This window comes from Mangrovivirga cuniculi, from assembly GCF_005166025.1.
Taxonomy (GTDB): Bacteria; Bacteroidota; Bacteroidia; order Cytophagales; family Cyclobacteriaceae; genus Mangrovivirga; species Mangrovivirga cuniculi.
Window position 1 is genome coordinate 4226469 of record NZ_CP028923.1, and the last position, 20963, is coordinate 4247431.

Here is a 20963-nt window from a genome sequence, read left to right on the forward strand (position 1 = left end):
AATAATACATTTCCCATAAAAAGAAGTTGATTTTTTTATATATTACAGCTCCCATATTTCGATAGTGTAAATATTTTTTTCAATCAATCTGTTAACCATTAACATCTTAAACCATTAAAGGGTAAAAGATAAAGAACCATGAAAAATTTAATCTTACTATCTAAAACAATGCTATTGATATTATTCGTAGCATGTTCAAACACGGAAACGATCGATCCAGTATCACGGGACCTAAATCCAGAAAAAGCATCTGCTGAATCCCAAAACCTGACTAACAGGGAAGAAGCTCCTGAAACTTATGAATGGTTTATTCATGAGCAATTCCTTAATAATGAACTTTACCGACTAAGGGAAAAGGAAGCTCAATTAATGGAAGAAATCGAAAATGGTAATGAAAATGCTATTCCCGAATTAGAAGCAACTCAAGAAGAGATAGCCTTAAATGAAAAATATCTGGATTATGTAGCATTAAAAATTGATCCGCTTCCACCACCACCAAAACCAAATCCATGTGAATACGGAAACTGCCCTATTGATGTACTTATAGAACATGTTTTTAGCGCTACTGAAGAACAAGGAGAAATAAGTTTTTCAATTGTAAATAATGATAATGAATCGATCGGTGAAGTTACTGATGTGTACGAATCCGAAGACCCATACAGAATAAATTATCTTTACGAAAGTAATTCAGAGGGGGAATTCACATTAAAAGTGACCAAGTTTTTTGAACCTGCAGGTGGTGAAATAACTTATGAGATTCCCGTTATAGTAAATTGATTATAATTTAATTTATTTTCAACGCCCTTATTTTCATAAGGGCTTTTCTTTATGAAAAAGATTTTTTTCTTTCTTCTTTATCTTTCTTTTTTTTCATTCGAGGTTCATTCCCAAAACATCGATGAAAAGATTAGCGAAAACTTTTATGCAGGGTATAATTATATCTATACAAATTATGATAGTGCCTCTCATTACTTTTTAGCTGCCCTTGAACTTGCCCAGGAATCTGGAGATATAGAAACACAAATACAGATTTTAGAATATCTGATTTTCACATCGGGTTATCATTATGAGCTGGAAAGATATTTTGTTTATTTAAACATAAATAACGGACTTTTGAACTCTGTTAATCCTGATTCCTTATCTACCGACTTACAAGTTTACAGGCAAAATCAACTTTTAAATGAAGGCAACTACTATTATAAAATCAAAGAGTACGAAAAATCAAAGTTGTCTTTCCAAAAGCTCTACAATGATCTTTCAACACAACAAACTGATAGCCTGAATAAACAAAAAGGGGAGACGCTTTTAAGTACATGTAATTTCCTCGCTTCGATCTATAAAAATACCGGTAAATACGAATTGTCTGACCAGTATTACGAAAAGGCCATAATGTTAATTAGAAACAACCCGGATATTGTTAAGAATGAGGAAGTCTCGATTGCAGCCACAAAACTACTTACCGCTCAGCTGTATGTTGAAATGGAAAAATATGATGAGGCAAATAATTTATTTGACGAAGTCATTAAAACTTATACAAAGATGTATAAGGATAAAAAAATGTTTAAAAACAACCTTATAACTGCTTATGATAAAACTGCTGGTAATTACTTAAAGCAGGAAAATTATAAAAAGGCACTTAATTATTTACAGCAAAGTGAAGAGATCTTAATTGATAAAGATCCCTTTTACAAAAAAATCTTAATGCTTTATGGGGATATATACTCAGAACTCAACGAAGATAAAAAAGCAATAAATTATTATGAAAAGGCATTAACTAAATACACTGAATATCACGATGGTAAACCTCATCAGGATATTTCATTAATTCACCTGAAGATAGCTGAGTATTATCTAAAGCGAGGAGAAATAACAAGAGGTATACAGTCCACTGAAAAAGCACTGAATACTATTACCAGTAATACAAAAAAAGAATACTCTCTCCCTGATCCCGGAGAAGTATATAGTAAACGACTTTATCTTGACCTACTTGAAATCAGGGTGAAATTGCTATTCTCAGATTATAAAAATAATAATAACCAAAAATCACTTAATCTGGCTAAGGAGTCTGCGAATGTTATTTTTAAAACTTTTGATCTGCTAAAAAAAGAATTTGATAGTAAAATCGACAAGCAGTACCTGGTTAATAAGGCTTTACCAATATTCCACGCAATAATTGAGTTGGGACATTCAGGTTATACCAAAGAAAACGACTATAGCTTTATGGAATTGGCTTTTACTGCTGCTGAAAAGAGTAAAGATCTTATACTCCTCGATGCGATTAGACAAACCAGAGCAATAAAATATGCAGAGGTACCTGAAAAAGTGATCAATAAAGAATCTATCTTCAGACAGAAAATATTAACACTTGAAAAAGAGCTATTTGATGAGAGGTCAGAAAAAAAGATTTCTGCACTTAATTCTCAATTAAATGAAATAAAACTAAAATATTACGATTACCTGGACAGCTTAAGAAATCATTATCCGCGTTATTATGACTTGAAATTTAACACCTCTGTGATAAACATAGAGAAGGTTCAAAAGGAGCTACTGGATGAAAATTCAGAGATGATTTATTATGTTTTGACAGAAGATCATATTTTCAGATTTACTATAAAGAAAGAAGCTGTTGATTTTGATAAAATTGTCCTTACCAAGGATTTCGAACGGAAAGTAAAAGAAGTTTATTCGTCTTTAACTTCTCCGTCAGTTGATGGCTTAACTAGTAGTGAAACAAATTTAATTAATGAACTAAGCAAAATACTTTTTCCGGAAGAAATCGAGGAAGAAAGGCTTACAGTAATCAGAGATGGGATTTTAAATTACCTCCCTTTTGAAGTTTTAAACAAAAACGGAAATGAGATTTTACTGAAAGATCATAGCGTCAGCTATTCAAACTCAGCTACTTCTTTGTATAGTTTAAAAAATGCAGAAAGGGATAAAAAAGAAAATAAAATACTGGCTTTTGCACCATCCTTTAATTACGAAAAAGATGGATTTATTTCATTAATTTATAATGAAGAAGAGATAGAAAATATAAGTCAGTTTTTCCCATCAACTCTTTATACCGGTGACGAAGCTGATCTACCCAATTTCCGTTCCCATGTAAATAATTATCGAATCATCCATTTTGCGACTCATGCTTCGGCAAATGATCTGTACCCGGATTATAGTTACCTGGTATTTAGCAAAAGCGATAGTAGTGAGAACACCCTTTTCATAAAAGACCTTTACAATATGAATATAGATGTCGAAATGGCCACTCTTAGTGCTTGCCAGACAGGAATAGGAAAATTGGAAAAAGGTGAAGGAATGATCAGTCTCTCCAAAGGATTCTATTATGCGGGAGTACGATCTCTGGTCAATTCCCTATGGAAGATCAATGACAGGTCAACCTCTGTGATAATGGAATATTTTTATGAAGAGCTCGAGGATGGAAAAACTAAAGATGTTGCTTTAAAAAATGCTAAATTAAGATATCTTGAATCGACCTCTGATCCTGCTTTAAAACACCCATATTATTGGGCAGCTTTCGTATCCTCTGGAAATCAAAAAGAAATAAATGACGAATTACCGTGGATCACTTATCTGTTTGCTGCATCGATTTTCGTGATTGTAATTTCATATGTAACCAGAAAAAGGATTATTCGATCTTAGCAAGTAATTCCTCCGCTTTATATCGATTATATCCATTCATTTCGATTAGTTTTTTAAGAGTTTGGATGGCTTTCCCGGATTCTCCTGTTTTAAGGTATGAAAGTGACAGATACCATAAAGCCCTATCCTTTAATTTGCCTTCTGATTTTATATATTCATTAAAATAATCAGTAGCCAGTGAATAATCTTCCATAGACATTAATGTGATACCCAGATAAAGCTGAATATAAGGGTCCTTTCTTTCGACTTCCAGCTTACTAAAAAGCGCTCTTGCTTCCTTATAATTTCCCTGCTCGTAAGCCAAAAATGCTTCAGTTTCAAGATTCTCTATCGATTCACTCCTCTCAATAGGATGAACAACATTTTCATATGGAGCATAATAAGCTACATAAAGTTCATCAGGATCAGGTTTGTCATTTAATACAAAAAACCATAATCCGGTTATAAAAATAAAAGCTACTGAAGCAGCAGCTAAATACATCGGCCAGTTAATCTTAACAGACTTACCTCTAGCTTTTTCTGTTGCAGAAAGCATTTCCTTAATCTGGGTTCTCTCTGATTTCTTAATAGCTAGTTTAAGTTCCCTCCTAAATTTAACTTCCTCAGCAATAGAAGGATCATCATCCATCATTTTCTTAAAGTTGGATTTCTCCTCTTCGTTGAGTTCACCAGCCAGGTAACGATCAATTAATTCTTCCTTATTCATGGGATTTATTTATCATTTCTTTTAAAGCTTTGAGACATCTTGATTTTTGGCTTTTTACCACATTTTTGTTCTCATAACCCTCTTCAATCATTATTTCCTCGATTGTTTGTCCCTTATAATAAAAGGCTTGAAGTACCTTCCTGCATTTCTCACCGAGCTTTTTGAAATGTTCATACAACATTTCCTGATAAGGGCTTAATTCCTCTTCTGTTGAAAGATCATCTATCAGATAATAATCCTGACTATCTAACACATATTGCAGATCATCAGACTGTACTTCCTTTACTGACTTCCTGTTTTTATCGAAAATCATATACTTTCCGATACTAAACAAATAGGTCTTCAATGAGCATTTTAGCGAATCGATTTTACCGCTGATCGCTTTTTCATAAAATACAATGATCGCATCCTGAAAGATATCTTCAATCAAAATATCATCGCTACTATATTTATGAGCAAACCCGACGAAATCATTCTTATTATCAAGGTATAAATCTTTCAATATTGTCTTATTGCCGGATTTAATCCCGGAAATAATTTCCTTGTCATTCATTAATGGCTGCGATTGATAAAAGTAAACATCATTATAAAAATAAAAATTTATTGGTAGTGATGTTAACCTTTTAAAAGCTTAAACACAAATGAGTGTAAAAAGCAAAATACTACATTATGAAAAAGCTTAAATACCATCTGATAATTATAGTCTTATTAGTGTCCTGTATTGAAGTGCAGGGTCAGTTTCTAAAAAAGCTTAAAAAAGACATCGAAGACAAAGTCGAAAGAGGAGTCTCGGATGCTGTATCCGATAAGGTTGCTAATGAAGCAGAAAAGAAAACTGAGGAAATGCTTAATGAGCTTTTCACCATGGAATTACAGAATAATTCTCCGGTACCGATGGGAGGTACAATGGTCGGAGCTGAAGAGCTTCCGGAAAAGTATTATTTCGAGTGGAAATATACTCTCGAAATGGAAACTCCGGAGTCAAAAGACAAGCTATTAATGGATTACTACCTGATGAAAGATGCAGGATATTTTGGAGCTACCTTTAAGAAGGCTGGCGACATGTTTATGGTATATGATTATAGCAATGACCTAACTGCCATATTCAATTCCAAAAATGGTAATAAATCTGTATTTGCAATGAAAAATGCAGCTTATATGGATAGTACAGTGGTCAATGAAAGTATGCAAGAGGAATACACTATGAAAGAAATCGAAGGCAAAACTATCCTTGGGTATGAATGTAAAGGTTATGAAATAACAACAGAGGAACATATAATCATTATGTATATCACTTTCGAACCGGATATCGGCTTTGGAGATGTGGTCGGTAATAACCAAAATATGCCTAAAGAGATGAAAAAAGAGTGGATCAAAAACGGAGAAAAAGAAGGTCTTGTGATGGAAATGGATATGGTAGGAAGGACAGAAGACGATAATTCCATGAAAATGATCTGCAAAGACCTCAAGAAACAAAAGCTCACCATAGAAAAATCAGACTATATCAATAATTAATATTTAAAGCCATGAAAAATCTAATCATAGTTTTGCTGATCCAATCAGCCCAGGCATTATATGCCCAAAATGTAAATGGAAAAATAACAATTAATGGTGATGACAGGACCAGTTTAGATCTTGAATCTCCTTACGTAGTTAATCTTTTTAAATCATTCAGGGATGGAGAAAACAAAATAATCTTCTTTTATGAGGGAGCAGATTATGCTAAACCGGAAGAAGAAATTTTACCTGGAAAACCAAAGTTTGATTTCTTCAAATTTAAAACCACTGTAAAGCACAATGGTAAAACGATTAATACTTCAGAGCGTGAACCAATGCCTTATATCCCGGGAGATATGTTTCTTTCACCAGAAGCCTTCAATTTCGTCCCTGTACTAGGACGATATATGCAGGATGGACTTGCCTATGAAAATAATACCGGACGGCTAGCCCCGGGAGAATATGAAATTATTCTGGAAGCTATCCCTGTTGAATCCGAAGGCGAAATTTCCAGGGGTTTAATTGTATTTAATGTCGAATAACAAATAATAGAAAAAATGAAATCAATAACTAAAATGTTCACAGTAGTACTCCTGACATCAATTTTTATTTCATGCAGTGAGGAATCAAGGGAAAAAGTTTCTGAAGCTTCTGAAACCATCTCAAATGTCACCAAAATGGCCAGTAAGGCTGAAGAAGCCAAAGAAAAAAGTGATGAACTAAAAACGCTGACACCACTGACCAATGATCAGTTAAAACAATGGTTGCCGGAATCATTGAGTGGCATGGACAGAACGGGCTTCAAAGTAGGGAAAGCCGGTTATATGAATATTAGTTCCATTGAAGGAACCTTTAAATCTGAAGCAGACGACAGAGAATTAAAAGTGGAAGTAATGGATGGTGCAGGCGAAGTAGGTAGTTCATTACTAATGGGAATGAACATGGTTGCGAATATGGATCGCGAAGAAGAAGATGAACGAAAACACCTTAAAACGGTAACGGTAGATGGTCAGAAGGCTTTGCAAACCTATTATAAGAAAAGAGACGTGACACACCTGCAATTTGTATACAATGATCGTTTTAGCGTGATGGTCAAAGCGTCAAAAACAAAACCGGATCAGGCATGGGATCTGGTTGATAAATTAGATTTTGAATCACTGTCTGACATGGCAGAATAAATTAAAGACAAATGGAAGACTTAAATACAATGGAATCGACTAAATCGACTGAAGCGGTAGATAAAGAAGGTAAAAACATCGGTATTATATCTTATATCACTTTGATCGGCTTAATCATAGCCTTCGTGATGAATAATGATAAAAAGAGTGAATTTGCCTCTTACCACATCAGGCAATCACTGGGACTTGGAGTCACCGGATTGGCTTTAGGAATTATCGGCATGATCCCTGTAGTAGGATGGATCATCAATATAATAGCAATTTTCGTACTCCTTTATATGTGGGTAGTAGGTATTTTAAATGCATCTAAAAGCAAAATGAAGCCGGTTCCTATATTAGGCGAAAAATATGCTGAATGGTTTGAGAACGTTGGCTGAATTCAACTATGAATAACTGTAAAAAAGAGACTGTCTGGTAATGACAGTCTCTTTTCATTTAACAGGGATCGAGTTAGGATGGTTATTACCCTAGAAAGCTCTTATTATCTGTAAATATAAAGGTAATCCCAGCGTAATGTTAAATGGGAATGTCACTGCAAGAGCCATTGGAATATACAATCCCGGGTTGGCCTTAGGAGCTGCCATTTTCATCGCAGCGGGAACAGCTATATAAGAAGCACTTGCACCCAACACCGTAAAAAGCAACCTATTGCCATCACTTTGAGTAACAAAACCACTGATTATCGCTACAATGACACCATTAATAAATGGTACAACTATGGCGAATAGAAACGGAAACCAGCCATTTTCCCAAAATGAAGATAGTTTCTTTCCACTCACAATTCCCATATCCAGTAAAAACACCGCAAGAAAGCCCTTGAATATATCTGAAGTAAATGGCATGATTCCCTCAGCCTGTTTTTCTCCTGCGAGAAATCCAATCACCAAACTACCCAGAATCAGCAGGACACTTCCGTTAGTCATTGAGTGTTTGATCATATTACCGCAATCGATACTTGCTTCTTTATCCCGGTTATAAACCGACATAAGTAAAACACCTACAATGATCGCCGGGGCTTCCATTAATGCCATAACTGCTACCATATGACCCCCAAAATCAATCTTCTGAATTTCCAGAAAGGAAACTGCTGTTACAAAAGTCACAGCACTGATCGATCCATAAGCAGCGGCAATAGCACCTGCATTGAATACCCCCAACCGCTTTTTCAGGATAAAAAAGGTATATAAAGGAACTATCAGTGCCAGGAAGATCCCAAACAATAATGAAAGGGCAATTTCCATTCCCAAGTCACTATGAGCTAATTCCTGCCCCCCATTAAATCCAATAGAAAAAAGCAAATACAACGATATAAACTTTGAAGAATTCGGAGGTATTTCCAGATCACTTTTTAAGATTACTGCTATTATCCCTAAAAAGAAAAATAGCAATGCCGGGTTCGTAAGATTATCAATCAGTAGATTAATATTCATTATTCGATAAGAGTTAAAAAGTTTGAAGTATTAAAAAATGCTCCTGACTATTTCAATACTTTAACTTCAACCCTGCCATTGATCTCAATTGTCACATCTTCGCCTTCAATGGCTTTTAACATTTCTCTTACCTTTTCTCTTTCTTCCTTTAATTCTGCTATCCTCTTTTTAGTTGCTGTGGTATCCCTACCCTCTCTTTCATAAATCGACAACCTCTGCTGCTGATGAAATTTAATCTTGTTTCTGAATAATGCGCTTAATACATCTTTAGCTTCTTCGACCGAAAACTTACCATCAATTAGTTTGTAATCTTTTTTGTCAGCTAATGTACCGTACTCCTCTGACATAACACTTAATGAATTTTCCATTTTACATATATTTTTGTTTATGCAAAAATGAAAAGTAAAATACATGTATAATAATTTATACATTATATGAAAATAATAAACTTAATTTATATTTAATTGCAAAAACCTGATTAACAAAGCGTTACATTCCAATCATTAGGATTTATTATAGAATACATAATTAAACTGAATGAAGTATTTCTATCTTATAAAGATTTATAGCTATTAAGTAGCTTGTTTTAGTTAATAGAGTCGAAGATAACCTGTGAACTATTCAAATATTCGAAAAAGACAAAGGCTAATCTCCCTGGATGTATTCAGAGGATTAACTATTATGGCTATGATAATAGTCAATAGCCCCGGGAGCTGGTCTTATATGTATCCTCCGCTTCAACACGCAAACTGGCATGGTCTTACACCTACAGACTTAATTTTTCCTTTTTTCTTGTTTATTGTTGGCTTTTCTATTTCGTTATCTCTTGAAAAACCAATAGCTATAACCGACAAATCGATCTATAAAAAAATTATCCTGCGTGCGTTAAAAATTTTTATTGTCGGCTTATTTCTCTGGTTAATGTTCAATCCGACTTTGAAAGAATTGAGATGGCCGGGAGTTTTACAAAGAATATCAGTATGCTTTTTAATTACAGCTGTACTTTACCTCAACCTCGGTAACAAAAGTTTGATTTTAATAAGTCTGATGGTCTTACTCGGGTATAGTTTTATTCTTCATTTTATACCTGTCCCAATCGATGAAACAATCCAACAGGCTATAAAAACTAACCAGATTCCCCGTGCAGGAGGTTATACACCAGTTACAATTGATTTTTTCTCTAAAGATTATATTGCTCCAAATATGCAACCGGGAATTAATTTATCTGCATATATCGACCGTCAAGTATTACCCGGAACATTATATGAAAAATCATGGGATCCTGAAGGTTTACTAAGCACCTTTCCGGCAATAATCACGACAATTACCGGAGCAATCACAGGACGGTATTTTAAAAGATTAATCTCAGAGAATGCCAGAACCAGGTTTCTAATAATAACTGGCTTATTTCTGCTTATCGCAGGAATAATCTTAAGTATTTATATTCCACTTAATAAGCATTTATGGACCTCTTCATTTGTACTTGTCACAGGCGGGGCTGCTCTTTTAATGCTGGCAATTTGTTATTTCTTTATAGATATAAAAGGTTTCGACAAGTATTTATATTTCCCACGTGTTTACGGTACGAATGCAATTACAGCCTATGTTCTTTCCTTTATTTTTCTATATATCTTCTACAGGGAAGAGTTACTAGGGTTGCAATTAAATAATGTATTTATGGACTGGTTGCACGGACAGAGGGTTCCTCTGAAATTATCATCATTGATTTACTCTTTTTTATATTTATTCATTCTATTCATACCTCTGCATATTTTATATAGAAAGAAAGTATTTATCAAATTATAAAATTCAATAAATAAACCTCTGATAAACAAACAATTGGATTTCAATATTATTCCTGCTATTTTAAGTTTAATTAAAAGCGATAATGCTAATTAACCACTAAAATCAACAACTATAATTATGAAATTCCGATTAACTTATTTTCTTCTACCGGTCATTCTGACCTTTTCCTGTGGACAGGAGACCGAAGAAAAAGAAACTACAAACACTGAATCTGCTCCTGAATTATATACCATTGAACAATTCGAATCAAATACTCTCTATAACGGAGGTTATTTTTCAAAGGATGAATCAAAACTTTTAGTTTCCAGCAACGTAACTGGGATATATAATATTTACGAAATCAATATAGCAGATCAAAGTAAAGAGCAAATAACCAATTCTACGGAAGAATCCATTTTTGTAGAAGGGTATGTGCCCGGTACAAATGACATTATCTATTCTGCTGATAAGGGCGGTGATGAATTAGATCATTTGTATTTACTGTCTCGTGATGGTAGTACTACAGAACTAACAACTGGCGAAAAGGAAAAGGCGAATTTCTATAGATGGTCCGAAGATGAAAAATCAATGATCTATGGTTCCAACAAACGTGACCCAAAATATTTCGATGTTTATAAAATGGAAATTGGCAAATGGGAGCCTGAAATGATTTATAAAAATGAAGATGGTTATTTCTTTGAAGGAATATCTCACAATGAAAAATATATGGTACTGGCTAAGCCCATTACGACTAGTGAAAATGAGCTTTACCTGCTCAATACTGAGAATGGAAAAATGACGGAAATCTCCAAAAATAAGGGATCATACCGAAGCTCAGGATTCAGTAATGATGATAAGCATTTCTTTTATCGAACAGATGATGGAAAAGAATTTATGTATCTTAAAAAATATAATATAGAAACCGGTGAAGAGGAAGTTGTTTATGAAACAAACTGGGATGTAAGTTATAGTTACTTAAGTAAAAATGACAAATATCGAGTTACAGGAATTAACGAAGATGGAAAGATCTCTCTTGTTGTAACTAACAACGAAACAGATGAAAAAGTAGATTTCCCTGATTTCGAGGATGGTAGTGTCAGATATGTACGTATATCAGATAGTGAAAACAAAATGATGATGCCAGTCGGATCATCCAAATCACCATCAGACTTATATGTGTATAATATAGAAAATGAAGAATTAACGAAGCTCACAAATAGCTTAAATGATGAGATAGACGCTTCCGATCTTGTTTCTGCTGAGGTGATAAGATATAAATCTTTTGATGGCACGGAAATCCCTGCTATTTATTACAAGCCAAAAGTTGCAACTGAAGATAACAAGGTTCCCGCATTAGTTTGGGTACATGGTGGTCCGGGAGGTCAGTCAAGAGTTGGATATTTTTCTTTAATTCAATATCTGGTCAATCATGGGTATGCAATACTGGCAGTAAATAATCGCGGAAGTAGTGGTTATGGAAAAACTTTTTATAAAATGGATGATAAAAACCATGGAGATAAAGATCTTAAAGATTGTATTTGGGGTAAAAAATGGCTGGCTGATAAATCATACATTGATGCAGACAGAATTGGAATAATTGGAGGAAGCTACGGTGGCTACATGACCATGGCAGCCATGACATTCGCGCCGGAGGAATTTGATGTTGGAGTAAATATCTTTGGTGTAACTAACTGGTTAAGAACATTAAAATCGATCCCTCCTTACTGGGAAGCTCAGAGAGAAGCACTATATACAGAATTAGGCGATCCATTTTCTGAGGATTCAGTAAGGTTAAGAGAGATATCTCCACTATTCCATGCTGAAAATGTTAAAAATCCCATCATGGTACTACAGGGCGCTAACGACCCAAGAGTATTGCAGGTTGAATCGGATGAGATTGTCGAAGAAGTTCGGAAAAATGGTGTTCCAGTCGAATACGTTCTTTTTGAAGATGAAGGACACGGTTTTGTTAAAAAGGAAAATAAAATTGAAGGGTATGGGAAAATTCTTGACTTCCTGAACACCTACCTTAAAGGTGATGGTGCAAAAGTTGAAAATGAACCTGAACAAATGAAGGCAGAAGGCTGATAATAAAAACTCCGGAACTAATTCCAGAGTTTTTTTATTTTGTTAAATAACTATCCAAAATCGAAATTTATGAAAAGGTATTTGTTTTTATTATTGACTTTGATAATGTTTAGCTGCACTCAATCTGAAAATAGCAACACTAAAACTAAAAAGAGCGAAGCAAGCAATACACTTTCTTTAAATGAATACTGGAGTTATCCCAATGAGGACTTGAAATATACCGGCGGGATTAAGATGATTCCAATCAACACTCCTAAGGGTGAATTCAAAGTCTGGACAAGGACAATGGGAAACAATCCTAAAATAAAGGTTCTTTTGCTGCATGGAGGTCCGGGAATGACACATGAAATATACGAGTGTTTTAATTCGTGGTTCCCACAAGAAGGTATTGAATTCATCTATTATGATCAATTAGGCTCATATTATAGTGATCAGCCAAGCGACACTACTTTGTGGACAATCGAACGATTTGTTGATGAAGTTGAACAGGTCAGAAAAGCCCTGAACCTGGATAGTGAAAACTTTTACCTTTTCGGTCAGTCGTGGGGAGGTATTTTGGCCATGGAATATGCTTTAAAATATCAAAATAACCTGAAAGGCCTGATAATTAGCAATATGATGGCAAGTATTCCTGAATACAATAAATATGCACATGAAGTACTCGGCCCGCAATTACCTCCTGAGGTCTTGAAGGAGGTTATGGAGATGGAAAAAAACGAAGATTATGAGAATCCCAGATATGCAGAATTATTAATGGAGTACCACTACACTGAACATGTTTTAAGGAAACCGATCGACCAGTGGCCGGAAGCAGTAAACCGCGGGTTAAAACACATGAACCCTGAAGTATATATCTATATGCAGGGTTATAGTGAATTTGGCATATCAGGCGATGCTACCTTAAAAGAATGGGATAGAACACAAAATATTTCCGAGATCAAAGTGCCAACCTTGGTAATCGGAAGTAGTCACGACACCATGGATCCGAAGCATATGGAATGGATGGCTTCTGAAATACCTTATTCAGATTTTCTACTTTGCCCGGATGGTAGTCATTTATCACAATATGATGATCAGGAGACATTCTTTAATGGTTTGATTAAGTTCATTAAGGATGTTGATTCAGGTAATTTTCAAAAAATGTAATCAATATCGGGATGCTTTGAGTTCAGAGCATCCCTTATTAGCTCCTATATAAACAAAATTTCTCTTCCGGCTTAAACGAAATTTTCGTATATTTATTATTAACAGGATCAACTTTTTTATATAAATCATTCGGTTTAAACAAATGAAATATGAAAACCGAATCACCACAATGGGGTATTACAGTGGGAATTATTTTAATTCTCCTGGGATTATTCGGCCTGTTTTCTAATTACTCATCATTAACTAATACCGAATCTAATTTTAAAAATCCCCGCTCAGCCAATATGTCTGTCAAAATGGACAGCCTGTCAAATTCTTCTGCTTCATCTAACCGGGATAAAAATTCTGAATTAATCAACCAGGGGCTTGACGTACCCGGCTTGTATGATCGAAATGTGCATTACAATACAGCAGAACAAAGCGAACCTTCCTACTTATTAATGAAATGGATGAGGAATTTTTGTCTTTTCGGGTTAGCTCTGGGTGTAATAAATATTATTGCCGGATTGATGTTACTAAAACGTCATAGATGGACAGTCAGGATTGTAGAAATCGTCATTATCCTCAATATCAATTATTACCTATTCCAAACCGTAATAATTTTAACTGATAACACTTCCGGGTTTATTGGTCGTATAACAGCCTACAATAAATTCTTAGCAGCTTTTATTTTCATTTCATTATTAGTGGTTACTTTAATTTATAGTAAGCGAGAAAGCTTAAAAGCAAAGAAACCTATTGATAATCTGGGGTGATCCAGTGCTATTTAATATGATTAGTAAAAATTTTATATAGGGATATATTTGTTTACATTGAGTGTAAGCTATTTATAACCCTGAAAAATGAAAAAACTTAATAAGATTTTTTACTGGATACTCTTTAGTTTAGCCATTATTCTAACTATAGGCTCTATACTTTCCATTATAATAAATATTGATATCCCCTTTTTAAAAGTCCTTGATTTTGCTCGAATACAGTTTTTTCTTGCTGCTTTATTTGGACTGCTAATCTATATGCTTATCAATAAGTCAAGAAAAAAGTATGACAGCATAATGTTGGTTTGTTTCGTGATCACTTTAACAATCCAATTATTCTATTTAATTCATTATACCCCAATTGTATCTAAGGAAGTTCCTGATGCAACAATAGAACACGTTGAAGAGGATAGAATCAGCATGGTGTTGATGAATGTAAAAATGAAAAACAGAAAAGCTCAACCTGTTGTCGACCAGGTTAGAAAAATTGAACCTGACCTTTTCCTTGCAATGGAGGTAGATCAATGGTGGGACAATCAACTTAAAGTTATTGAAAAAGAATATCCTCATTCGAAGAAAGTAATAAATGACTTAACATATGGCATGTGTCTATACAGTAAATTCCCATTTAAAGAAATTAATGTCCACTACTTCGAAAATGAAAATGTCCCGTCATTTGAAAGCGTTATCACTCTCGATAATGGAAAAGATATTTTATTATTCACAATACATCCTGTCCCTCCTATTCATTTCGAACACCTTCCTGATAATGAAGGCCAAAGAGAAGTAGCGATGAAAAAGTTAGGAGAAAAAATTGAAAACACAGACACACCAACAATTGTTGCAGGAGATATCAATGATGTTGTTTGGTCATATACGGATGGTCTTACAGGCACCAATGATAAATTGATGGATGTCCGAATAGGCAGAGGCTTTTACAATAGTTTTAATGCACATAATTTTCTCACCAGATGGCCATTAGATCATGTCTTTGTAACAAAAGAATTTAAACTTAACAAAATCGAAAGATTACCTAAAACTACGTCGGACCACTTTGGTATTTTTGTTGAATTGGTTCTTTAAATCTCTTCTATTTCCATGTGTTTGATCAATTCAGATCGAATACTTTTACGCAAGTAAAAACGATGGAAGATTAGCCTTGGTAAAACTAAAACCTTTAAAAAAAACTGAAGAGATATTAAATTCTCTTTCACATGGTATCACAGCAGCTGCAGCAGTTGGCGGTATGATTGTTCTGATAATTTTTGGCGCCAGGAGTGATGTGAAATGGAGCTTATTCAGCGCCTTGTTTTACGGATTAAGTTTAGTTCTGTTATATCTGTTTTCGTCATTTTATCATGGATTAAGACATAAAAAAGCCAAGTATGTTTTTAAAATCCTTGATCACTGTGGTATTTATTTATTAATCGCAGGAACCTACACTCCGGTATTGTTAATCTGTATAGGGGGAACCACAGGATGGATATATTTTGCCATTTTATGGAGCATGGCGCTGATCGGGATTATTCTAAAAATATTTTTTGCCGGAAAATATAAAACTATCTCTACTTTGATGTATGCAGTTATGGGCTGGATCATCATTTTCGATATTGATATCGTGAAAGCCTCCTTACCGGCCCCGGCATTTTGGTTATTGGCAGCAGGTGGTTTTGCCTATACTTTTGGCATAATCTTTTATATGCTAGACAAACGATTAAAATACGGTCATTTTATATGGCACCTTTTTGTGATGATGGGTAGTATATTCCATTTTATTATGATGGTAAAGTACGTATTTATCTAAAAAATGTCATCATACATTTATGACCTGATTTGACTTTTTAGCATACCAGAGGCACTGATCCGAATTTAATATGAAAGCAACTATTACATCTATCAAATTGAAAAAGCCATGGCATTTCTTTGTTCTTTCTAAAATGGCCTTGAGAATATTTAAACAATTAAAAACCACAAAATGCAAACAATATAAAAGCACAGGATTCTGGACGCTTCACTATACTATGACATTGTGGGAAGAAGAAAGCGATATGAAAGAATTCGCAAAAAGCGGGGCACATCTGGAAGCCATGAAAAGGAGCAGTAATATCGCCAGCGAAATTCATACTATTACCATCAATGCTAAAAATTTACCTACCTGGAAAGAAGCCAAATTACTTTTGGGAAAAGGTAAGGTTTTAAGATATTAATAATATAAATAGCAACTATTGCATTTTTTTTTCTTTGTAACTTTTCTCAACAACAATTAAATATTTCTAAGAAGTTTTTATTGCAATAAAAGCCAAATAACTTATTAAAAGTTGTTACTTATAAAACCAATCCGGGCAATAAAATTCTACTATTTTATCATTTTTAAAGAGTATAATATTTTACCTTTGAGAAAATAATAATGGTAATAGTCAAACATTGAAAAAGGGACTGATAACAATATTTTTCATTGCATCACTTGTCAATATTAATAGTCAGGTAATTGATTCCATACAATCAGTTATTAATGACCCTTCCCTTACCACAACTCAGAGAATCAATGAATTAAATGATCTTAGCAGAGAGTTAACTTATATTTCCCCGGTAATGGCTATGAAATCGGCTAATGAAGCACTTTCATTGGCAATAGAGTACAACAATAAAAGAGGGCAAGCATACGCATATCGAAACATTTCTAATATATTCACTCTAAATGAGCATTTTTATTCCGGTACCGAACATATCCAAAAAGCATTAAAAATATTTAATGAAATTGGCGATTCAACTGGAGTGGCAGATTGCTACATTTCGCTTGGTCATTACTTTAAGCAATTAAAAGATTATAAAGAGCAAAATAAATATCATAAAAAATCACACAAAATATATTCCCGATTTGATCTGCCTTCCAGGTTAGCTGTAACCTCATTTAATCTGGCAGAAAGTTATTTTTATCTCAAGCAATACGACAAAGCTAGGTCTCTGAATAAAGAAGCAATAAGATTATGTGTTGAACTGAATAACACACCTCTTCTTTCTATGTGCTACAAGTTAAAAGCAAGTATCGCATTAGAAGAAAACAATTTAGCTGAAGCAGAAAAGTACTTTCTGACAACTTTAGGTATTTCAGATTCATTAGGAATATATTCTCAAAAATTAGCTGTAATAGAATCTCACCTGGGACTAGCTGAGATTTATATCCTTAAAAATGACAAAGAAAATTATCTGAAAAACATACAAGAAGCTCTGAAAATCAGCAAAAAAGAAAAATTTGTAAAATACTTACCCGGTATATATAATTCATTTATCAACTATCACATTGATAACGAAAACTATGAAGAGATCAGTAATTACCTGGTGGAATATGAAAATGTATACGATAGCTTAAGAATATCTGAATTTAATGATAAGTCTAATTTGACTAAAAACGTTCTTGATGCTTTCGAACTGGAAGAAAAAGCGGCAGTATTAGCTGCGATAAATAACCAACAAACAACCTCCTTGCGACAATCCAGAATCACTGTTGTGGTAGTCGGAATCCTGGCAATACTTCTTGCCGCATTACTTTATTTCTTATACCGAAGTAATAAGAAAATTAATAAAATAAATAACGAACTTATCAGACAAACGGAAACGATTAATCATCAAAAGGAGAATCTGGAAACTTTAAATAATACTAAAAACAAGTTTTTCAGCATAGTTGCCCATGATTTTAAAAGTCCGCTTGCATCGCTAAGTTCATTTTCTAATCTTTTAGTAAACCACTCCGAAAACTTTTCAAAAGAAGAAATTATCGATCTGAGTAAAAAAATGAACACCTCCCTTCATAAGACGATCAGACTGGCAGACAATTTATTAAAATGGGCTTCCATTCAAATGAATAACATTGAAAGTAATAAAATAAGATTTGAATTAAATGCAGTCATTAACGAAGTTACGGAAGTTTATTCTCCGATCGCTGCAGACAAAAAAATTAAATTAGATGTCAATATAAAAGATTCTATTACAGTTTATTCCGATAAAAATCAATTGGAATTTATCATTCGTAATCTGGTAAACAATGCAATAAAATTCACCTCCAGTGGTGGATCTGTCAAGGTTGAATCAAATACAGTAACTGGTAATTATAAAACATTAAAAATATCAGATACAGGAAAAGGAATGACCAGTGAAGTCAAAAATCAGATTTTTAATGCCGGTTACATAAAAAAGACTGAAGGAACAGCCGGAGAGAAAGGCACAGGACTCGGACTGACGCTGGTGAAAGAATTTGCCGAAATCAACAACATAAAAATCGACCTTGATAGCATTGAAGGAAAAGGAACAAGTATCACTTTGTTCTTCAATTAATTAATTATTATTCGTTGCGCAATTGATATTCTTGTACTACCTTTGTAAGTAATTACTCACTTCTGAATGACTGATAAAAAAGAAAAAATACTAAATGCAGCTTTGGAATTATTCTCCTCAGATGGCTACAATGGCACTTCAACGGGAAAAATAGCCAGAAAAGCAGGTGTATCTGAAGGTCTGATTTTTCGTCATTTCACTAATAAAGAAGGGTTATTAAAAGCTGTGGTGGATCTTGGAGAAGAAAGAGTTAAACAGCTTTACAATCCATTATTGAATTTAAATGAACCAAAGAAAATAATTAAAAAAGCAATTGACATCCCATTCGAGGTCCCGGTAGAAGAATATCAGTTTTGGAAACTTCAGTATAAAATCAAATGGGAAATTGAAGATTATAATGATGAAAAACTGGATCCTGTAAGGGCAGCTTTAAGAAATGCATTTGAAAAATTAGAATATCAATTTCCGGAAATGGAATCTGAGGCATTGATTATTTTGACAGAAGGAATAGGAGGAAGCATACTAAAAGGATCTGCTTTAAACAGAAAAAACGTTAAGGAATATCTTTACAATAAATACGAAATATAAAAAATTTGAGAAAATAATAAGTAATTAATCACTTATAAAAAAATGAAAAATGCACAAACAGTACTTATAACTGGCGCTTCTTCAGGAATGGGGAAAGATATGGCCAATGCTTTGATCGACCTTGGTTACACGGTGTATGCAGCTGCCAGAAGAATTGAAAATATGACAGAAATAGGTGATAAAGGTGGTATACCGGTTAAAATGGATATCACGAATGAAAGTGATATTGAAACAGTAATAAAAATCATTAAAGATAATCATGATGGAGTTGATATTTTGATCAATAACGCAGGATTTGGACTTTACGGTGCCGTAGAAGATACTTCTATTGAAGAAGCGAGATATCAATTTGAAGTAAACCTGTTTGGCCTGGCATCACTGACCCGGAAGGTATTACCCTATATGCGAAAAAATAAAAGTGGGAAGATCATAAACATATCATCTATGGGCGGAAAAATATATACTCCAATGGGGGCGTGGTACCATGCCACAAAATTTGCATTAGAAGGATGGTCTGACTGCCTCAGACTTGAATTAAAACCATTTGATATTGATGTTATACTAATCGAACCTGGTATAATTAAAACGGCATTTGGCACTACACTTCACGACCCATTATTAAAAAGATCAGGAAATAGTGAATACAGTAAAATGGCTACAGCGATTGCTAAGGCTACAAAAAAATCATACAATAGTGAAGCCGGATCCTCTCCCAGAGTGATAACTAATCAAATAATTAAAGCGATAAACTCAAAAAGACCTAAAACAAGATATGTTGCCGGAGCTATGGCTAAACCTCTAATCATTTTAAGAAGAATATTGAGTGATAAAATGTTTGACAAGATAATAATGAGTCAGGTGAAATAAATTTCTTATTTAACAGGATAATAATTATAAATAAGACTTAGTTTTTTAAAAAAATTGTAATTTTAATTATGCAATCAAACACCAAATTCTGTTAATTTATGAACTTAAAAAATGACCTTCGAGATGTTGGCTACGACCTCATCGATAGCCCGATTCGTAATCACAAACCTCTCCAGTTATGGTTAAAAAAGACCTTTGATGTTCCTGAATTATATTATGAAAATGTAAACCATGCTTTTAGGTCCGACACCGAAATAGATATTATCGAAGATCAGGCGCTAAGAGTTAATTACAACCAACAACAGCAATATAAATTTAACATAGGCATTACAGTTCTCGAACAGTTATTGGTTTCACTGGGATTGGGAAATCTTTCCCTTTCAAGCAAATTCAAAAGCGGCTCTTCTGTCTCAATCAGTTATGGAAAAAGCAAGACGCTAACAATACCTTCAGGAATTATTTCCAGGTTCTTTTCCATGGCTGACTTTCAACACCCAAATCCTGAATTGATTAGAAATGCAAACAGGAACAATATATTGATAATCACGGGAGTGTTGTCAGCGAAAGATCTGAAAGCAACAATTGTAACTAATAAAGAAATTGACAATAGTGTTACGGGAGAACTATCAGATATGGCTGAGGGAAACGCATCATTTCAGATGACTAGTGACAATGTAATGGAAATATATTCTGAAGGAAATGCCGCTTTTCCGATTGCTGTAAAAGCAAACAGGCTGGATTTTGATAAAGGAGAGTACAGTGATATCAAATTAATTACTGATAATCGTTCTTTCTTTTAATCCCTGGTAAATTGTATTGTTATACTTTCAGGAAACCGAATTTTCAAGAGAGAAAGATTAATATAATAAATAATATTTATACTAATCAATTAAAAATATTTTAATAAATAATTATATAATTTCAAGATAATGGACTA

21 protein-coding genes are annotated in these 20963 nt (G+C 33.9%); 17 read left to right on the forward strand and 4 right to left on the reverse strand.

Going from position 1 to position 20963, the window contains the following annotated elements; genetic code table 11:
* Positions 1–138 precede the first annotated feature (138 nt).
* Positions 139–777 (forward strand): hypothetical protein, encoded by a 639-nt coding sequence (locus DCC35_RS18635; RefSeq protein WP_137092226.1) that lies wholly within the window; start codon positions 139–141, stop codon positions 775–777.
* 51 nt (positions 778–828) lie between these two features.
* The gene (locus DCC35_RS18640; protein ID WP_137092227.1) at positions 829–3654 is read left to right on the forward strand and encodes a CHAT domain-containing protein; all 2826 of its coding nucleotides are present in this window, start codon (positions 829–831) and stop codon (positions 3652–3654) included.
* Here DCC35_RS18640 and DCC35_RS18645 read toward each other — a convergent pair.
* Both DCC35_RS18645 and DCC35_RS18650 read right to left on the reverse strand, forming a co-directional pair.
* The gene (locus tag DCC35_RS18645; protein ID WP_137092228.1) at positions 3641–4360 is read right to left on the reverse strand and encodes a tetratricopeptide repeat protein; all 720 of its coding nucleotides are present in this window, start codon (positions 4358–4360) and stop codon (positions 3641–3643) included. The two genes, DCC35_RS18640 and DCC35_RS18645, sit on opposite strands and share 14 nt — an antisense overlap.
* The gene (locus DCC35_RS18650; RefSeq protein WP_137092229.1) at positions 4353–4913 is read right to left on the reverse strand and encodes an RNA polymerase sigma factor; all 561 of its coding nucleotides are present in this window, start codon (positions 4911–4913) and stop codon (positions 4353–4355) included. Before DCC35_RS18650 ends, DCC35_RS18645 begins: the two co-directional genes overlap by 8 nt.
* A gap of 116 nt (positions 4914–5029) precedes the next feature.
* On the opposite strand from DCC35_RS18650, the gene DCC35_RS18655 reads away from it, so the two are divergent.
* The 4 genes from DCC35_RS18655 to DCC35_RS18670 are packed head-to-tail and all read left to right on the forward strand — an operon-like array spanning position 5030 to position 7412.
* Positions 5030–5875 carry a DUF4412 domain-containing protein gene (locus tag DCC35_RS18655; RefSeq protein WP_137092230.1) on the forward strand — a complete coding sequence of 282 codons (846 nt, stop codon included), beginning with the start codon at positions 5030–5032 and terminating at the stop codon, positions 5873–5875.
* A gap of 11 nt (positions 5876–5886) precedes the next feature.
* Complete coding sequence (locus DCC35_RS18660; RefSeq protein WP_137092231.1) at positions 5887–6399, forward strand: hypothetical protein; 513 nt, start codon at positions 5887–5889, stop codon at positions 6397–6399.
* A 15-nt stretch (positions 6400–6414) separates the two neighbouring features.
* The gene (locus DCC35_RS18665; protein WP_137092232.1) at positions 6415–7035 is read left to right on the forward strand and encodes a hypothetical protein; all 621 of its coding nucleotides are present in this window, start codon (positions 6415–6417) and stop codon (positions 7033–7035) included.
* An 11-nt stretch (positions 7036–7046) separates the two neighbouring features.
* Positions 7047–7412, forward strand: coding sequence for a DUF4870 domain-containing protein (locus tag DCC35_RS18670; protein WP_217495890.1), 366 nt, complete (start codon positions 7047–7049; stop codon positions 7410–7412).
* A 90-nt stretch (positions 7413–7502) separates the two neighbouring features.
* Here the strand turns inward: DCC35_RS18670 and DCC35_RS18675 are convergent, their stop codons facing one another.
* Together DCC35_RS18675 and DCC35_RS18680 are read right to left on the reverse strand one after the other, a co-directional pair.
* Positions 7503–8465: a sodium-dependent bicarbonate transport family permease gene (locus DCC35_RS18675; protein ID WP_137092233.1), complete on the reverse strand. Its 963-nt coding sequence runs from the start codon at positions 8463–8465 to the stop codon at positions 7503–7505.
* 47 nt (positions 8466–8512) lie between these two features.
* Positions 8513–8833, reverse strand: a complete 321-nt coding sequence (locus DCC35_RS18680; protein ID WP_137092234.1) for a hypothetical protein — start codon at positions 8831–8833, stop codon at positions 8513–8515.
* A 244-nt stretch (positions 8834–9077) separates the two neighbouring features.
* Between DCC35_RS18680 and DCC35_RS18685 the strand changes: the two genes are divergently transcribed.
* The 11 genes from DCC35_RS18685 (at position 9078) to DCC35_RS18735 (ending at position 20826) form a co-directional block, all read left to right on the forward strand.
* A complete protein-coding gene (locus tag DCC35_RS18685) occupies positions 9078–10271 on the forward strand; it encodes an acyltransferase family protein (protein WP_137092235.1) in 1194 nt (397 codons plus the stop codon).
* 117 nt (positions 10272–10388) lie between these two features.
* Positions 10389–12338 carry a S9 family peptidase gene (locus DCC35_RS18690; RefSeq protein ID WP_137092236.1) on the forward strand — a complete coding sequence of 650 codons (1950 nt, stop codon included), beginning with the start codon at positions 10389–10391 and terminating at the stop codon, positions 12336–12338.
* Positions 12339–12407: 69 nt separating this feature from the next.
* Entirely contained in the window at positions 12408–13484 is a 1077-nt protein-coding gene (locus tag DCC35_RS18695) for a proline iminopeptidase-family hydrolase (RefSeq protein ID WP_137092237.1), read from the forward strand.
* A gap of 149 nt (positions 13485–13633) precedes the next feature.
* On the forward strand, positions 13634–14239 hold the full coding sequence (locus DCC35_RS18700) for a hypothetical protein (RefSeq protein ID WP_137092238.1): 606 nt from the start codon (positions 13634–13636) through the stop codon (positions 14237–14239).
* 87 nt (positions 14240–14326) lie between these two features.
* Positions 14327–15322 (forward strand): endonuclease/exonuclease/phosphatase family protein, encoded by a 996-nt coding sequence (locus DCC35_RS18705; RefSeq protein ID WP_137092239.1) that lies wholly within the window; start codon positions 14327–14329, stop codon positions 15320–15322.
* A gap of 76 nt (positions 15323–15398) precedes the next feature.
* On the forward strand, positions 15399–16043 hold the full coding sequence (trhA, locus tag DCC35_RS18710; RefSeq protein WP_175402870.1) for a PAQR family membrane homeostasis protein TrhA: 645 nt from the start codon (positions 15399–15401) through the stop codon (positions 16041–16043).
* 70 nt (positions 16044–16113) lie between these two features.
* Entirely contained in the window at positions 16114–16446 is a 333-nt protein-coding gene (locus DCC35_RS18715) for a DUF3291 domain-containing protein (RefSeq protein WP_137092241.1), read from the forward strand.
* Positions 16447–16663: 217 nt separating this feature from the next.
* Complete coding sequence (locus DCC35_RS18720) at positions 16664–18571, forward strand: ATP-binding protein (protein ID WP_137092242.1); 1908 nt, start codon at positions 16664–16666, stop codon at positions 18569–18571.
* A 66-nt stretch (positions 18572–18637) separates the two neighbouring features.
* The gene (locus DCC35_RS18725) at positions 18638–19159 is read left to right on the forward strand and encodes a TetR/AcrR family transcriptional regulator (protein WP_137092243.1); all 522 of its coding nucleotides are present in this window, start codon (positions 18638–18640) and stop codon (positions 19157–19159) included.
* Between the two features lie 42 nt (positions 19160–19201).
* Positions 19202–20026: an oxidoreductase gene (locus tag DCC35_RS18730; protein ID WP_137092244.1), complete on the forward strand. Its 825-nt coding sequence runs from the start codon at positions 19202–19204 to the stop codon at positions 20024–20026.
* A 98-nt stretch (positions 20027–20124) separates the two neighbouring features.
* Positions 20125–20826 (forward strand): gasdermin, encoded by a 702-nt coding sequence (locus DCC35_RS18735; protein WP_137092245.1) that lies wholly within the window; start codon positions 20125–20127, stop codon positions 20824–20826.
* The last annotated feature ends 137 nt before the right edge of the window (positions 20827–20963 follow it).

Bases quoted from the DNA above. Each gene is read 5' to 3' on its own strand.
- DCC35_RS18725 (WP_137092243.1), top strand. From the start codon at position 18,638: ATGACTGATAAAAAAGAAAAAATACTAAATGCAGCTTTGGAATTATTC.
- DCC35_RS18705 (WP_137092239.1), top strand. From the start codon at position 14,327: ATGAAAAAACTTAATAAGATTTTTTACTGGATACTCTTTAGTTTAGCC.
- DCC35_RS18635 (WP_137092226.1), top strand. From the start codon at position 139: ATGAAAAATTTAATCTTACTATCTAAAACAATGCTATTGATATTATTC.
- DCC35_RS18670 (WP_217495890.1), top strand. From the start codon at position 7,047: ATGGAAGACTTAAATACAATGGAATCGACTAAATCGACTGAAGCGGTA.
- DCC35_RS18645 (WP_137092228.1), bottom strand. From the start codon at position 4,360: ATGAATAAGGAAGAATTAATTGATCGTTACCTGGCTGGTGAACTCAAC.
- DCC35_RS18695 (WP_137092237.1), top strand. From the start codon at position 12,408: ATGAAAAGGTATTTGTTTTTATTATTGACTTTGATAATGTTTAGCTGC.
- DCC35_RS18650 (WP_137092229.1), bottom strand. From the start codon at position 4,913: ATGAATGACAAGGAAATTATTTCCGGGATTAAATCCGGCAATAAGACA.
- DCC35_RS18640 (WP_137092227.1), top strand. From the start codon at position 829: ATGAAAAAGATTTTTTTCTTTCTTCTTTATCTTTCTTTTTTTTCATTC.
- DCC35_RS18735 (WP_137092245.1), top strand. From the start codon at position 20,125: ATGAACTTAAAAAATGACCTTCGAGATGTTGGCTACGACCTCATCGAT.
- DCC35_RS18665 (WP_137092232.1), top strand. From the start codon at position 6,415: ATGAAATCAATAACTAAAATGTTCACAGTAGTACTCCTGACATCAATT.
- DCC35_RS18660 (WP_137092231.1), top strand. From the start codon at position 5,887: ATGAAAAATCTAATCATAGTTTTGCTGATCCAATCAGCCCAGGCATTA.
- DCC35_RS18715 (WP_137092241.1), top strand. From the start codon at position 16,114: ATGAAAGCAACTATTACATCTATCAAATTGAAAAAGCCATGGCATTTC.
- DCC35_RS18730 (WP_137092244.1), top strand. From the start codon at position 19,202: ATGAAAAATGCACAAACAGTACTTATAACTGGCGCTTCTTCAGGAATG.
- DCC35_RS18675 (WP_137092233.1), bottom strand. From the start codon at position 8,465: ATGAATATTAATCTACTGATTGATAATCTTACGAACCCGGCATTGCTA.
- DCC35_RS18690 (WP_137092236.1), top strand. From the start codon at position 10,389: ATGAAATTCCGATTAACTTATTTTCTTCTACCGGTCATTCTGACCTTT.
- DCC35_RS18700 (WP_137092238.1), top strand. From the start codon at position 13,634: ATGAAAACCGAATCACCACAATGGGGTATTACAGTGGGAATTATTTTA.
- DCC35_RS18655 (WP_137092230.1), top strand. From the start codon at position 5,030: ATGAAAAAGCTTAAATACCATCTGATAATTATAGTCTTATTAGTGTCC.
- DCC35_RS18680 (WP_137092234.1), bottom strand. From the start codon at position 8,833: ATGGAAAATTCATTAAGTGTTATGTCAGAGGAGTACGGTACATTAGCT.